Origin of the sequence: Xenophilus arseniciresistens, assembly GCF_028023875.1 — a bacterium.
Lineage (GTDB): Bacteria > Pseudomonadota > Gammaproteobacteria > Burkholderiales > Burkholderiaceae_C > Xenophilus > Xenophilus arseniciresistens.
This window is the reverse complement of record NZ_JAQIPB010000012.1, coordinates 39,020-53,733: the sequence shown is the minus strand read 5'-3', so window position 1 is coordinate 53,733 and position 14,714 is coordinate 39,020. Positions and strand designations below refer to the sequence as shown.

Genomic DNA, 14,714 nt, shown 5'->3' with positions numbered 1-14,714 from the left:
ACCGTTGGGCCGCCATCAGGCGAAGGACTTCTTGAACGCGGTGATCGCGGCCGTCAGTTCGGCCTCGGCATCCTTGTCCAGCGCCTTGGCCTGTTCGATCTTGTCCAGCAGCGCAGCGTGGCTGGTCTTGAGGAACTGATGCAGGCCGTGCTCGAAGGGCAGAACCTTCTTGACGTCCAGATCGTCCATGAAGCCCTTGTTCACGGCGAACAGCGAGGCACCCATCAGCGAGATGGGCAGCGGGCTGTACTGGGCCTGCTTGAGCAGTTCGGTCACGCGGGCGCCGCGGTCCAGCTGCTTCTTGGTCGATGCGTCCAGATCGGAAGCGAACTGCGCGAAGGCAGCCAGTTCACGGTACTGCGCGAGGTCGGTACGGATACCGCCCGACAGGCCCTTGATCACCTTGGTCTGCGCCGACGAACCCACGCGCGACACCGAGATACCGGCGTTGATGGCGGGGCGGATGCCAGCGTTGAACAGCGAGGTTTCCAGGAAGATCTGACCGTCGGTGATCGAGATCACGTTGGTCGGCACGAAGGCGGACACGTCACCGGCTTGCGTTTCGATGATCGGCAGTGCCGTCAGCGAACCGGTCTTGCCCTTGACTTCACCCTTGGTGAAGGCTTCGACGTAGTCGGCGTTCACGCGGGCTGCGCGCTCCAGCAGACGGCTGTGCAGATAGAACACGTCGCCGGGGTAGGCTTCGCGGCCCGGCGGGCGGCGCAGCAGCAGCGAGACCTGACGGTAGGCCACGGCCTGCTTGGACAGGTCGTCGTAAATGATCAGGGCGTCCTGGCCGCGGTCGCGGAAGTACTCGCCCATCGTGCAGCCCGAGTAGGCCGACACGTACTGCATGGCAGCGGATTCGGAAGCCGAGGCAGCCACGACGATGGTGTAGTCCATCGCGCCGGCCTGTTCCAGAGCACGCACCACGTTCTTGATCGACGAAGCCTTCTGGCCGATCGCGACGTAGACGCAGGTCATGTTCTGACCCTTCTGGTTGATGATCGTGTCGACGGCCACGGCAGTCTTGCCGGTCTGGCGGTCGCCGATGATCAGCTCGCGCTGGCCACGGCCCACGGGCACCATCGAGTCGATGGACTTCAGGCCCGTCTGCATGGGCTGGTCCACGGACTTGCGGGCGATCACGCCCGGCGCGACCTTCTCGATCACGTCCGTCAGCTTGGCGTTGACGGGACCCTTGCCGTCGATGGGCTGGCCCAGTGCGTTCACCACGCGGCCGATCAGCTCGGGGCCGACGGGCACTTCCAGAATGCGGCCCGTGCACTTGACGGTGTCGCCTTCGGAGATGTGCTCGTACTCGCCCAGAATCACGGCGCCGACGGAGTCGCGCTCGAGGTTCAGTGCCAGGCCGTAGGTGGGCTGGCCGCTGGCGGTGGCGGGGAACTCGAGCATTTCGCCCTGCATCACGTCGGACACGCCGTGGATGCGCACGATGCCGTCGGTCACCGAGATCACGGTGCCTTCATTGCGGATGTCGGCGCTGACGCCCAGGCCTTCGATGCGGCTCTTGATCAGCTCGGAAATTTCTGCGGGATTGAGTTGCATGACTCTTTCCTTCTTTCAATCAGTGTGACGGCCAGCGCGCGCATCGCCTCAGGCGATGAGTGCAGCCTTCATTTGTTCGAGTCGGGCCTTGACGGAGGTGTCGAGCACTTCGTCGCCGACCACGGCACGGATGCCGCCGATCAGCGCGGGGTCGATCTCCACACGCGCAGTGAGCTTGCGGCCGAAGCGGCGTTCCAGGGCCCCGGTGACTTCGCTCAGCGCGGCGTCATCGATCGGGAAGGCGCTCTGGATCACGGCATCAGCGGCACCGCTGCTGGCGTTGTGCAATGCGCGGTACTGGAGCGCGACTTCGGGCAGTGCCGCCAGGCGACCGTTCTCAACCACGGCCACCAGGAAGTTGCGACCCGCGTCGGGCAAGCCATTGGGCACCAGGCCGGCGATCAGGTCGAACACCTGCTGCGAACCAACCTTGGGATTGGACGCGAACTCCTGCAGGCGGGCATCGGCCGTGGCGGCAGCCAGCGGGTCGAGCCAGCCAAGCGTGGCATCGGCCGAGCTGGCCGTCGCCTGGTACAGGGCTTCTGCGTAGGGACGTGCGATGGTCGCGAGTTCGGCCATGGCAGTCCTCAGAGCTCGGTCTTCAGGCGCGAAAGCAGGTCGGCGTGCACGCCGGCGTTGACTTCCTTGCGCAGGATCTGCTCGGCGCCCTTGACGGCCAGCACGGCGACCTGCTCGCGCAGTGCCTCGCGGGCACGCACGGCCTGTTGCTCGGCCTCGTCACGCGCGGCAGCCACGATCTTGTTGGCTTCCTCGGTGGCGCGGGCCTTGGCCTCCTCGACGATCTGCTGGGCACGGCGCTCTGCATCGGCCAGGCGGTTGCTGGTCTCGTTGCGCGAGGCCTGCAGCTCCTGCTCGACACGCTGGTTGGCAGACGCGAGTTCGGCCTTCGCCTTCTCGGCGGCCGCCAGACCCGCAGCGACTTTTTGCGTGCGCTCATCCAGCGCCTTTGCGATGGGCGGCCACACGAACTTCATCGTGAACAGCACCAGCAGCAGGAAGACGATGGCCTGAACGAACAGCGTTGCGTTGATACTCACGTCAACACCTCTCTCTTAGGCGGGGCGTCAGACGCGAATTAGGCGGCGGGCAGCGCGGCGATGAAGGGGTTGGCGAAAGCGAACAGCAGAGCGATGGCCACGCCGATCAGGAAGGCCGCGTCGATCAGACCTGCCAAGATGAACATCTTGGTTTGCAGGTCGTTCATCAGCTCAGGCTGACGTGCCGACGATTCGAGGAACTTGCCACCCATCAGGGCAATACCGATGGAAGCACCGATCGCGCCGAGACCGACGATCAAACCACAAGCCAGAGCGACGAGACCGAGAACGTTTGCCATGATGACTCCTTAGGAAAAAATGATTGGCAAGAGGAAAAGGAAAACAAGAGAACCAGGGTGATCAGTGCGCTTCGTGCGCCTGACCCAGGTAGATCAGCGCCAGCATCATGAAGATGAAGGCCTGCAGCGTGATCACCAGGATGTGGAACACAGCCCAGATGAAGCCCGCAATGATGTGACCCAGCGGCAGCAGCACGCCGGACAGCGACAGGGCGGCCGCGCCACCCATCAGCGCGATCAGCATGAACACCAGTTCGCCCGCGTACATGTTGCCGAACAACCGCATGCCATGCGAGACGGTCTTGGCCACGTATTCGATGGTCTGCATCAGCAGGTTCACCACGCCCAGGATCAGCGCGAAGACGGGGTTCTTGCTGGTGCCAAAAGGAGCGGTGACCAGTTCGTGGGCCCAACCGCCGGCGCCCTTGATCTTGACGCTGTAGAACCAGCACAGCAGCAGCACCGAGGTGGACAGGCCCAGGGTGGTCGAAAGGTCGGCCGAAGGCACGACGCGCATGTAGGCGTGGTGCGGGTCATGGCCCATCGCGCCGTACACCTGCGCCCACAGTGCGGGCAGCAGGTCCACCGGCAGCATGTCCATGGCGTTGAGCAGGAAGATCCAGACGAACACGGTCAGCGCCAGCGGGGCGATGAACTTGCGGCTCTGGGCGTTGTGGATGTTGGCCTTGGCCTGGTTGTCGACCATCTCGACCAGCAGCTCCACCGCAGCCTGGAAGCGCCCCGGCACGCCCGAGGTGGCCTTGCGCGCGGCCAGCCACAGCACGAAGCAGCCCAGCACGCCCAGGATCACGGAATAGAGCACCGAGTCCAGGTTGATGACATTGAAGTCGATGATCGCCGTCTGCTTGACGGGGTTGAGTCCCCAGTCCACCTGCCAGTGCTGCAAGTGGTGGACGATGTACTCACTGGCGGTCGGTGCGTGTCCTTCGGCGGCCATTTATCAGCGTCTCTCTTCAACAGTCATTCGGTTCAACAAGCGAGGCCGCACCAAGAGCGCAACCCAGTACATCTTCAGCGCGACCACCACGCCAGCCACCAGGGCCAGCCAATGGAGATCGCCGATCAGCCACGGCGCCGCAGCCAGCAGGGCCACGGTCAGTGCGATCTTGATCAGCTCCCAGACAAAGAACCTCAGCATGACAGCAGACTGTGACAGCTGCTGCGAGTCTCGCCGCGTGGCTCTCAGGAAGAGCGCTGCAGGCAAGGTGACGGCCAAGGCGCCGTAGAAGGCCGAGCCCGCAGCCGCCGGCTGCCGGACCCAGAGCCAGGCCACCGACGCCACGACCAGCCCGGCGGCCACCTGGGCCGCGATCACCCACCAGGGCGACGGTTCGGGAAACTGTTCGCGCAGCCGTTGCGCCTCCTCGGCAGTCAACGGCTTGAAATCGGAAACCTCGGCCTCATCGTCGGTTGCAGGGGCGTTGTTGTTCATTGGAATGGCCGCCTCTGCATCCGCAGAAATTCTACAAAGCCGCTCATTATAAGTACAAACCCCGTGCGTTCCTGCACGGTGTGCAGCGGCGCATTGTCGCGTGCGCGTAATCGAGGGCGCAAGGCAGGCACGGACGCACCGCCGCACAATGCGCCAGATCGGATGCGGACCCGACGCGTGCGGCACGCCCCTGGCGCGGCACCCACGCTGGAAATGCCTGGCGTCATCCCCATCTGTGAAGTTGCCGCAGCGCGGCGCTGCGCAGCCGATCCGGCGGCGCAGGACTCCGAAGGAAAACGCACCATGTCCGCCTCTGCCCTGCCCCCGAACCCGTCTGCCGTCGATGGTCGCAAGGATTCGCTCATCGAGTACCCGAGCGCCTTCCCCATCAAGGTCATGGGCGCGAACGTGGACGGCTTCGTGCACGCGGTCACGCAGGTGGCCAAGGCGCACGACCCCTTCTTCGACGCCAGCACCATCGAGCTGCGCGACAGCAAGGCCGGCAACTACCTGGGCGTGACCATCACCGTCACGGCCACCAGCCGCGAGCAACTCGATGCGCTGTACCAGGCCCTGTCCACGCACCCGATGGTGAAGGTCGTTCTGTGAAGGTGGGCCTGTGAGCGCGGGCGGCCCCCTGCAGCCGCAATGGCTGGGGCGCGTGCCCTATGCGCCCACGTTCGAGGCAATGCGGGCCTTCTCGCAATCGCGCGATGCCGACAGCGCCGACGCGCTCTGGCTGTGCGAACACGAGCCCGTGTTCACGCAAGGCCTGGCCGGCCGGGCCGACCATGTGCTGATGCCCGGCGGCATCCCGGTGGTGCAGACCGACCGCGGCGGCCAGGTCACGTATCACGGCCCGGGCCAGGTGGTGGCCTATCCGCTGCTCGACCTGCGGCGCGCTGGCTACTACGTGAAGGAGTACGTCTATCGCATCGAGGAAGCCGTGCTGCGCACGCTGTCGCACTTCGGCGTGACGGGCCATCGCGTGAGCGGCGCGCCCGGCATCTACGTGCGGCTGGACGACCCCTTCTCGCATGCCGCGCTGGCCACGCCCGCGCCCGGCAGCGATCCGTTTCGCGGGCTGGGCAAGATCGCCGCGCTGGGCATCAAGGTCAGCCGCCACTGCACGTACCACGGCGTCTCGCTGAATGTGGCGATGGATCTGGAACCCTTCTCGCGCATCAACCCTTGTGGCTACGCGGGACTGCAGACCGTGGACCTTTCTACAATCGGCGCCCCTGTCACATGGGACGAAGCCGCGCAGGTGCTGGGCAGCAAGCTCGGCGCCTACCTCGCGCCCTGAGTCCTCACAAGGCCCTGTCATGAGCACCCCCGAAGTCGTCCGCGAAGCGCAGTCCGCCGCCAACTACAACCCGCTGGCCAAGCAGAAGGCCGCGGCCAAGCTCTCGCGCATCCCCGTCAAGGTGGAGCAGGCCGAGGTGCTCAAGAAGCCCGAATGGATCCGCGTCAAGGCCGGCAGCCCCACCACGCGCTTCTACGAGATCAAGCAGATCCTGCGGGAGAGCAACCTGCACACGGTGTGCGAGGAAGCCTCCTGCCCCAACATCGGCGAATGCTTCGGCAAGGGCACGGCCACCTTCATGATCATGGGTGACAAGTGCACCCGCCGCTGCCCCTTCTGCGACGTGGGGCACGGCCGGCCCGATCCGCTGGACAAGGACGAGCCGCTGAACCTCGCGCGCACCATCGCCAAGCTGCGCCTGAAGTACGTGGTGATCACCAGCGTGGACCGCGACGACCTGCGCGATGGCGGCAGCGGCCACTTCGTGGAGTGCATCCGCCAGACGCGCGAGCTTTCGCCCAGCACGCAGATCGAGATCCTGGTGCCCGACTTCCGCGGCCGCGACGACCGCGCGCTGGAAATCCTCAAGGCCGCGCCGCCCGACGTGATGAACCACAACCTCGAGACCATCCCGCGCCTGTACAAGGAAGCGCGGCCGGGCTCGGACTATCAGTTCAGCCTGAACCTGCTCAAGAAGTTCAAGGCGCTGCACCCGAGCGTGCCCACCAAGAGCGGCATCATGGTCGGCCTGGGCGAGACGGACGAAGAGATCCTGCAGGTGATGCGCGACATGCGCGCGCACGACATCGACATGCTGACCATCGGCCAGTACCTCGCGCCCAGCAACAGCCACCTGCCGGTGCGCCGCTACGTGCATCCCGACACCTTCAAGATGTTCGAGGAAGAGGCCTACAAGATGGGCTTCAGCCATGCCGCCGTGGGCGCGATGGTGCGCTCGAGCTACCACGCCGACCGGCAGGCGCACGCCGCGGGCGTCTGAGCCCTGGCGGCGCTTGCACGCGCCGCAAAGCCCGCCCCGGCGCCCGTCTTTGTGCGCGCCGCACAGGCCGTCTGCGCAAACCAAATGAGAATCGAGTGCATCTGAAAGCTGCATTCGATCCATGAGCGTCGCGGCCCTCGCCTCCCCAACTCCTCTTCCCGACCAGCCTCCCGTGCCGGCGCCGGCGCGCCTGCGCGTGCTGGTGGTCGATGACCATGCGGACATCCGCGAGCCGCTGGCCCACTGGCTGCAGCGCCAGGACTTCGACGTGGCCACCGCCGCAGACGCGCGCCAGATGCGCCACCTGCTGCGCCACCAGCCCTTCGACGTGATCGTGCTGGACATCATGCTGCCCGACGAGGACGGCCTGAGCCTGTGCCGCGAGGTCGCGGCCACACTGGGCACGCCGGTGATCCTGCTCACCGCGCGCGCCACCCCGCCCGAGCGCGTGACGGGCCTGGAGGCCGGCGCCGACGACTACGTGGTCAAGCCCTTCGACCCGGCCGAGCTGGCCGCGCGCATCCGCACGGTGCGCCGGCGCGAGGCACGCGCGCCGCGCAACGCCGGTGCGCCGGCCCCGGGCTCGCGCGTGAGCTTCGACGGCTGGCTTTTCGACATGCAGCGGCGCGAGCTGCGCGACCCGCAGGGCAAGCTGGTGCTGCTCAGCGACATGGAGCACCAGTTGCTCTGCGCACTGGTGGCGCACCCGCACCAGGTGCTCACGCGCGACCGCCTGCTCGATCTGATGCACGGCGACGACGCGGGCGTTTTCGACCGCGCCGTGGACACCCAGATCAGCCGCCTGCGCCGCAAGCTCGAGCTCGACCCGCGCCGGCCGCGCCTGATCAAGACCGCGCGCAGCAACGGCTACCTCTTCGTGGCGCAGGTGCAGGCCCTGGCCTCATGACGCGCCGCCTCTGGCCCCGCACCATGGCGGGCCAGTTCACCGCCCTGCTGCTGGCCGGCCTGCTGGTCACGCAACTGGCGGCCATCCTGCTGCTGCGACTGAACGCGCAGATGCTCAACCCGGTCTCGCGCGACCAGGTGCTGGACCGGCTGGTGATCGCCTGGCGCCTGCTGCAGCAGGCACCCACCGGCGACACGGCCGAGCTGCTCGAAGCCGTGAGTTCGCCGGGCGCGCGCTTCTGGATCGGCGAGGCGCCGGGCGGCGACCGGCGCTTCACCCTCGAAGAAAAGCGCGTGCTCGAAGGCCTGCGCCAGCGCATGGGCCGGCCCGATGCAACGGGCCTGTGGACCGACCTGGGCCAGGAAGAGGACGGCCCGTGGCTGTGCGAGCGCGACCCCGAGGAAGGCTGGTGCATGGTCAGCCTGAACACCGCCATCGAACTCAAGGACGGCCGCTGGCTGCACAGCGAACAGCATCCGCTGGGCGCCTACCAGTGGTGGCGCCTGCTGCGCTTTGCGCTGCCTGCCAGCGTGTTTCCGGTGCTGCTGATCGCGCTGTTCCTGACCTGGAAGGCGCTGCGCCCGATCAAGGCCCTGGCCCGCGCGGCCGAGCGCGTGAGCCGCGGCGAGCGCGTGCCGCCGCTGCCGCCGGCCGGCCCGCTGGAGCTGCGCGAAGTCTCGGCCGCCTTCAACCTCATGCAGGACAAGCTGCGCCGCTTCGTCGATGACCGCACGCAGATGCTGGCGGCCATCAGCCATGACTTCCGCACGCCCATCACCTCGCTGCGCCTGCGCGCCGAGATGGTGGACGACGCGGTGCAGCGCACGGCCATGATCCGCACGCTGGACGACATGCGCGTGATGGTGGAGCAGACGCTGAGCTTCGCGCAGGACGAAGGCGCGCAGGAAGCCACGCAGGACCTGGACCTGCAGACGCTGCTGCTGGAACTGCAGGCCACGCGCCAGACGCTGGGCCAGACCGTGACCCTGGCCGAACCGCCGGCCGCGCCGCACTACCGCGGCCAGCCGGTGAGCCTCAAGCGCGCGCTGCGCAACCTGGTGGACAACGCCGTGCGCCACGGCGGCAGCGCGCACATCACGCTCACGCGCGCCACGCCCACGGGCTGGCGCATCGACATCGACGACCAGGGCCCTGGCCTGCCCGAGGCCATGCTGGAGCGCGTGTTCGTGCCCTTCGTTCAGCTGGGGCCGGCGCGCAACCGCGAAAAGGGCGGCGGCGTGGGGCTGGGGCTGGCCATCGCGCGCTCCTGCGCACGCGCGCACGGCGGCGATGTGACGCTGAGCAACCGGCCCGAAGGCGGCCTGCGCGCGACCATCAGCCTGCCTTGAAAGCTAAGGCGGCGTCAGCACCGCCGTGCCCAGCGAAGCCACCGCCTGCACCGGCCCACCCGCGGGCACGGGCCAGCGCGGCAGCACGGCATTCAGGCGCGCCACCGCTTCTTCGGCCTGCGCACTTGCGGCCTGCGTGAAGTGCAGCCAGCCGGCCCAGGCCAGCATCTGCAGCAGTTGGCTGATGAAGCCCGGCTGGCCCGCATAGGCCGGCAGGCGCGCCAGCTCGGCATAGCTGCGCGGGCCCGGCTGCAACGCCGTCAGCAGCGGCGCGACGAGCGCCAGGGGCAGGCGCACCGGGCCGATCTGGGTGTCGAAGCTCAACTCGCCTTGCGCCGCGGTGGCGCCCGGCAACTGGGCTGCGGGCAGCAAGGCCACACGCTGCGCGAGCAATGCGTCGCGGTGCGCATCGGACGACAGCACGTTGCCCAGCTGCGGGCGCGCCCGCTGGTAGATGTCGCGCCGCTGCCGCTGGTTGCGCGCCACGTCCTTGAAGGTCTCGATGGCCGCAGCCGAGGCGCCGCTGCGCGCCAGCTCGGCCAGCAGCGGCTGCGTGCTGGCGGGCAGGGACACGGCGTCGATGTTCTCCAGCGGCGTCGCGCTGCCGGCCCATTCACAGCCTGCAGCTTCGAGGCCGGTCATCACATCGCCCACATGCAGCGCCTCCCAGTGGGCATTGAGCAGCTCGTGCGCCACGTAGCCGATCTCATCCTCGCCCAGGCGCTGGAGCTCGCGCACGGCCGAGGGGTGTTCGCTGAAGTAGCCGGCGCCGGCCGCCGCCAGCCGCTGCATCAGCGACAGCGCCTGCTGCGCACGCTCGGTGCTGCTGCCCGCCTGGTGCTGCGTGGCCAGGTGCATCAGCCGCTGCGCGGCCGAAAAGCCGGTCGCGCCCGGCTGGCTCATGTACGCGAGGTACAGCAGCCCGCCGGGCGCCAGGCGCTGCGCCACCAGTTGCCGGATGGCCTGGCGGTTGGCCTCGCTGACCCACGAATAGACGCCATGCGTGACGATGAAATCGCACGCCGGCAGCACGCTGCTTTGGGCGGCCATCGCCTGCGCAAAGCTCAGCGCATGGAAGCGCAGGTTGCGCACGCGTGCCGCATCGGCCAGGGCCTGCGCCTGCGCGATGGCCTCGGCGTTGAAATCGATGCCGATGAACTGCGCGTGCGGGTGGGCCGCGGCCGCCACCACGGCCGTGAGGCCGCTGCCGCAGCCCAGCTCCAGCCAGGTGAAGGGCTGGCGAAGATCCGGCGTGCCGCGCCCCAGCGCCGAGAGCGTGCTGACCAGCCAGACCGGCAGCATCTCGCGATGGAAATGGCTGGGGTAGACCCGGTCCACCACATAGCCCTCGCGCAGGTGGGCGTTCATCGGTTCTTAGAAGCGGCCGGTCAGCTGCACGAAGAAGGCGCGGCCCGGCTCGTTGTACGTGGAGGCGCCGAAGTTGTTGGTGGTGCTCAGGCGGTACAGGCGCTTGTCGAACAGGTTGTTGATGCCCGCGCGCAGATGGAAGTGCTTGTTGACGTCATAGCCCGTGCTGATGCCCCACACACTGTAGGTGGGCAGCGGCCGCAGGTCGTCGCCGGTGCGCTCGGTGTTGTTGGCCGTGTTGTAGCTCATGGGCTTCTGGCGGCCATAGAAGGTGGCCGTCAGCTGCGAAGACCACTTCGGGTTGATCTGCCAGTCCAGCGTGCTGTTGATGGTGAAGCGCGGAATGACCGACAGCGGCTGGCCGGTTTCCTTGTTCTTGTTCTCCACCATGTAGGTGAAGTTGTTGATCAGCTTCAGCGTGTCGCCGTTCTGTCCCAGGATCGGCATGTTGAAGTGGCCTTCCAGGCCCTGCACCACAGCCTTGGCGGCGTTGAACCACTGGAAGGGCCGGCCGCCCGTGCGCGGGTCGACCGCAGGCACGTTCTGGCCGCCGAAGTCGGCGTAGATCTTGTTCTTGTAGTCGTTGTGGAAGTAGGTCAGGCCGGCGGCCCATCCGCGGTCGTCCCAGCCGATGCCGATTTCCTTGTTCACGCTGGTTTCGGGTTCGAGGTCCGGGTTGCCGTAGATGTAACAGGGGCCGGACACGCGCGAACCGGTCACGTAGGGGCAGCCGTTGCCCATGGTGGTGTAGCGGTAGTTGGGGTTGAGCTGGTAGACGTTGGGCGCCTTGAAGGCCCGCGCCACGCCGCCCTTGAGGGTGACGGTGGGCGACAGGCTGTAGGCCGCGTTCAGGCTCGGGCTCCAGTTGTTGCCGAAGTCGCTGTTGTGGTCCAGCCGCAGGCCGGGCGTCAGCACCAGGCCCGGCAGCGCCTCGAAGTTGTCTTCGATGAACACGGCCGTGGTCTTGGACTCCATCAGGCTGCTGGCGCTGGACACATCGGAGCCGGTAACGGCCGCCGTGGAGTAGGGGTCGTCCAGCTTCTGGCGGCGGTGCTCGAAGCCCACCGTGAACATGTGGCGCTGGCTGCCCAGTTGCAGCGGCGTGTTGTATTCGCCGGCCAGGCGCCAGTTCTCCAGCTTGTTCTGCGAGTAGTCGGGCTGGCCCGTGCGCGGGTTGATCGTGAGCGCGCCTTCGCTGCTGCCGGCCAGGCCTTCTTCGGCGCGGCGGTTGTCGGTGCGGTCGTAAGAGATCGACACGTTCGAGCTGCGGCCTTCGCCGTAGTTGCCGCGGTGCGTCAGCGCCACGTTGCGGCGCCACAGGGTGTTGGTTTCGGCGCCCTGTGCAGCCAGCGTGTTCATGGCGCCGGTGGCCGTGTCGGACAGCAGGCGCTCGCCCGCGTAGATGTTGCCCTGGCGGCTGAAGCCCGATTCGAACTCCACCACATGGCCGGGCATCAGGTCCCAGCGCAGCAGGCCGTTGATGTCGCGGTTCTTCACGCCTTCGCGGCCGGCCGGCGGCAGCGTGTTGCTGCTCAACGCGTTGCCCGCCGCGCGGAAGGCATCGCCGTTGAGCTGCGGATCGTCGGCCGTGGTCTTGTTGATGTTGCCGTACAGGCGGAAGGAGAACTTCTCGGACAGCGGGCCGGCCAGGTTGAAGCCCAGGCGGCGGGTGTCCGATTCCAGGCTGTCTTCGGGCTGCAGCGCATACAGCGTGACCGAGCCCGAGAGCTTGTCGGTGGGCTTCTTGGTGATGATGTTCACCACCCCGCCCGAGGCGCCCGAGCCATAGCGCGCCGCGGCCGGGCCGCGCAGCACTTCGATGCGCTCCACTGCTTCGGGCGGCACCCAGTTGCTGTCGCCGCGCGTGTTGCGCTCGCCGTTGCGACCCATGCGCACCGAATCGCGCGAGCTCACGGGCTTGCCGTCGATCAGGATCAGCGTGTTCTCGGGGCCCATGCCGCGCAGGTCGATCTGGCGCTGGTTGCCGAAGGCGCCCGAGGCGCTGTTGCCCGTCAGGTTCACGCCGGGCATGGTGCGGATGATTTCCGACAGGTCGTTGGCCGGCGGTCGCTTTTCCAGGTCCTGGCTGGTGATGGTGGACACGCCGGGCGCCTGCTTGAGCTCTTCCTCGGCCGTGCCCAGCACGCGGATCTCGGGCAGCGCGGCGCTGCCCTGCACGGTGCTGGCGGCCTGCTGGGCGTACAGCGGCAGCGCGAGCAGCGCCACGCCCACGGCTGCGGCGGATCGCTTCACGGGGAAGGGGGAATGGAACGACGACATCAAGGCTTCTCCTCGGAACAAAGGCATTCGATTTCTGCAGGCAAGGCTCGCCCCTGCCGGACCTGCGTCCAGCAAAAAAAGCGGCGAGAAAAAAGGAAACCGCGCGCACCGGCCCCTCTCGCAAACCGGTGGGCGCGCAGGGCAGCCGGCCCCCAGGCAGGGCGGCTCGGGCCGCGACGGGCATCGGCTTGCAGCACGCCGGCGCCTCGGATCGCAGCCAGGGGATGCCCTCCACGAATGCTCGCGAAGGCCCTCCTTGATGAGAATGATATGCAGTTGCTAAATCTTGCTTTTTGTCGCTCTGTGTCGCCGCATGTATGAATCGTGAAGATGCACGAAGAAATGTTGTGCGCTGGGCACAGCGCGCTTGCCAGCCGGCGTGGGTGCGGTGTTGGGCCCGGCTTCGTGGCGGCAGCGTGGTCGCGCACGGGACGGCGCGGCCCCCCCCGGCCGCGCACTTCGCGCTAGGGTGCGGGCCTCGCCACTTCCTCGCCCGCCCCGCGCCGCACCGCCATGAGCACCCAACCCGCCGACACGCCCGCGCCCGACTTTGGCCTGATCACCGACTGCATCCGGCAGCACGCCCAGGCTGCGCCGCAGCGCCTGGCCCTGCGCGATCCGCAGGCCCAGCTGGACTACGCGGCGCTGGACGCGCGCATGGACCGCGTCGCCGCCGCACTGCAGCAGGCCGGCGTGGCGCCGGGTTCAGCCATCGCCCTCTGCGCGCTGGCGTCGGTGGACTATGCGGCCGTGTTCCTGGGCGCGCTGCGCGCCGGCGTGGCCGTGGCGCCGCTGGCGCCGGGCAGCACCGCCCAGAGCCTGCAGCGCATGGTGGCCAACGCGCAGGCCACGCTGCTGTTCGTCGACCCCACGGGCCTGGAGGCGCTGGGCGGGCAGGCGCCCGAGGGCGTGACGCTGGTCGGCATCGGCCCCGCGCCGCTGCCTGAAAGCCCGGGCCTGCAGGCCCTGCAGCCCTGGCTGGACGCCGCCCCCGCGCCCATGCAGCCGGTGCAGGTCGGGCCCGAAGCGCCCTTCAACATCATCTATTCCTCGGGCACCACGGGCGAGCCCAAGGGCATCGTGCAGAGCCACCGCATGCGCTGGGCCCATGTGCAGCGCGGCCAGAGCTACGGCTACGGGCCCGAGACGGTCACGCTGCTGTCCACGCCGCTGTACTCCAACACCACGCTGGTGGTGTTCTTCCCCACCCTGGCCTTTGGCGGCTGCGTGCTGCTGCAACCCAAGTTCGACGCCGGCACCTGGCTGCGCACGGCCGAGGCCCACCGCGTGACGCACACCATGCTCGTGCCCGTGCAGTACCAGCGGCTGCTGGCGCACCCGGACTTCGACCGCACCGACCTGCGCAGCTTCCAGATGAAGTTCTGCACCAGCGCGCCCTTTTCGGCCGCGCTCAAGGCCGATGCGCTGGCGCGCTGGCCCGGCGGGCTGGTGGAGTTCTACGGCATGACCGAAGGCGGCGGCACCTGCCTGCTGGAAGCGCACCTGCACCCCGACAAGCTGCACACCGTGGGCCGGCCCGCGCCGGGCAGCGACATCCGCCTGATCGACGAGGCCGGCCAGCAGCTGCCGCCCGGCAGCGTGGGCCAGGCCGGCGAGGTGGTGGGCCGCTCCGAAGGCATGATGACCGGCTACCACCGCCAGCCCGAGAAGACGCGCGAGGCCGAATGGTTCTCGCCCGAAGGGCTGCGCTTCATCCGCACGGGCGACGTGGGCCGCTTCGATGCCGAGGGCTTCCTGACGCTGGCCGACCGCAAGAAGGACCTGGTCATCAGCGGCGGTTTCAACATCTATCCCAGCGACCTGGAAGCCGTGCTGCGCGAGCACCCGGGGGTGGCCGACGCAGCCGTGGTGGGCGTGCCCTCTGCCCAATGGGGCGAAACGCCCGTGGCCTTCGTGGTGCGGCGCGACGGTGCGGAGAACATCGACAGCGCTGCACTGCTGAGCTGGGCCAACGCGCGCCTGGGCAAGACGCAGCGCCTGAGCGCACTGCAGTGGATCGACGAGCTGCCACGCAGCGCCATCGGCAAGGTGCTCAAGCGCGAGCTGCGCGACGCCTGGGTCGGCACCACCGCTTGACCAGGCGCGGCGCACAATGCCGGCAGCA

At 68.0% G+C, this 14,714-nt stretch carries 14 protein-coding genes; 6 read left to right on the top strand and 8 right to left on the bottom strand.

The features are described 5' to 3' along the window. Window positions 1-15: 15 nt before the first annotated feature. The 6 genes from atpA to PGB34_RS20970 form a co-directional block, all read right to left on the bottom strand. The gene (atpA, locus tag PGB34_RS20995) at window positions 16-1,569 is read right to left on the bottom strand and encodes a F0F1 ATP synthase subunit alpha (protein ID WP_271430059.1); all 1,554 of its coding nucleotides are present in this window, start codon (window positions 1,567-1,569) and stop codon (window positions 16-18) included. A gap of 48 nt (window positions 1,570-1,617) precedes the next feature. Continuing rightward, window positions 1,618-2,148 (bottom strand): F0F1 ATP synthase subunit delta, encoded by a 531-nt coding sequence (locus tag PGB34_RS20990; RefSeq protein WP_271430058.1) that lies wholly within the window; start codon window positions 2,146-2,148, stop codon window positions 1,618-1,620. 8 nt (window positions 2,149-2,156) lie between these two features. Then, entirely contained in the window at window positions 2,157-2,627 is a 471-nt protein-coding gene (locus PGB34_RS20985) for a F0F1 ATP synthase subunit B (RefSeq protein WP_271430057.1), read from the bottom strand. Between the two features lie 38 nt (window positions 2,628-2,665). Next, complete coding sequence (gene atpE, locus PGB34_RS20980; RefSeq protein WP_056667590.1) at window positions 2,666-2,926, bottom strand: F0F1 ATP synthase subunit C; 261 nt, start codon at window positions 2,924-2,926, stop codon at window positions 2,666-2,668. A 61-nt stretch (window positions 2,927-2,987) separates the two neighbouring features. Continuing rightward, window positions 2,988-3,884, bottom strand: coding sequence for a F0F1 ATP synthase subunit A (gene atpB / locus PGB34_RS20975; protein WP_271430056.1), 897 nt, complete (start codon window positions 3,882-3,884; stop codon window positions 2,988-2,990). 3 nt (window positions 3,885-3,887) lie between these two features. Then, complete coding sequence (locus PGB34_RS20970; protein WP_271430055.1) at window positions 3,888-4,379, bottom strand: ATP synthase subunit I; 492 nt, start codon at window positions 4,377-4,379, stop codon at window positions 3,888-3,890. Between the two features lie 303 nt (window positions 4,380-4,682). Between PGB34_RS20970 and PGB34_RS20965 the strand changes: the two genes are divergently transcribed. The 5 genes from PGB34_RS20965 to PGB34_RS20945 all read left to right on the top strand — a co-directional run bounded on the left by PGB34_RS20965 (window position 4,683) and on the right by PGB34_RS20945 (window position 8,941). Then, window positions 4,683-4,988 carry a YbeD family protein gene (locus PGB34_RS20965; RefSeq protein ID WP_271430054.1) on the top strand — a complete coding sequence of 102 codons (306 nt, stop codon included), beginning with the start codon at window positions 4,683-4,685 and terminating at the stop codon, window positions 4,986-4,988. 79 nt (window positions 4,989-5,067) lie between these two features. After that, window positions 5,068-5,685: a lipoyl(octanoyl) transferase LipB gene (gene lipB, locus PGB34_RS20960; protein ID WP_408647937.1), complete on the top strand. Its 618-nt coding sequence runs from the start codon at window positions 5,068-5,070 to the stop codon at window positions 5,683-5,685. 19 nt (window positions 5,686-5,704) lie between these two features. After that, complete coding sequence (lipA, locus tag PGB34_RS20955; protein ID WP_271430052.1) at window positions 5,705-6,685, top strand: lipoyl synthase; 981 nt, start codon at window positions 5,705-5,707, stop codon at window positions 6,683-6,685. A gap of 121 nt (window positions 6,686-6,806) precedes the next feature. Beyond that, window positions 6,807-7,592 carry a response regulator gene (locus PGB34_RS20950; protein ID WP_271430051.1) on the top strand — a complete coding sequence of 262 codons (786 nt, stop codon included), beginning with the start codon at window positions 6,807-6,809 and terminating at the stop codon, window positions 7,590-7,592. Further along, window positions 7,589-8,941 (top strand): ATP-binding protein, encoded by a 1,353-nt coding sequence (locus tag PGB34_RS20945; protein ID WP_271430050.1) that lies wholly within the window; start codon window positions 7,589-7,591, stop codon window positions 8,939-8,941. Before PGB34_RS20950 ends, PGB34_RS20945 begins: the two co-directional genes overlap by 4 nt. A 3-nt stretch (window positions 8,942-8,944) precedes the next feature. Here PGB34_RS20945 and PGB34_RS20940 read toward each other — a convergent pair whose 3' ends face one another. Further along, a complete protein-coding gene (locus PGB34_RS20940; RefSeq protein WP_271430049.1) occupies window positions 8,945-10,309 on the bottom strand; it encodes a class I SAM-dependent methyltransferase in 1,365 nt (454 codons plus the stop codon). A gap of 6 nt (window positions 10,310-10,315) precedes the next feature. Further along, entirely contained in the window at window positions 10,316-12,562 is a 2,247-nt protein-coding gene (locus PGB34_RS20935; protein WP_271430048.1) for a FepA family TonB-dependent siderophore receptor, read from the bottom strand. 540 nt (window positions 12,563-13,102) lie between these two features. Here PGB34_RS20935 and PGB34_RS20930 point away from each other — a divergent pair. Then, window positions 13,103-14,686 (top strand): class I adenylate-forming enzyme family protein, encoded by a 1,584-nt coding sequence (locus PGB34_RS20930; protein ID WP_271430047.1) that lies wholly within the window; start codon window positions 13,103-13,105, stop codon window positions 14,684-14,686. The last annotated feature ends 28 nt before the right edge of the window (window positions 14,687-14,714 follow it).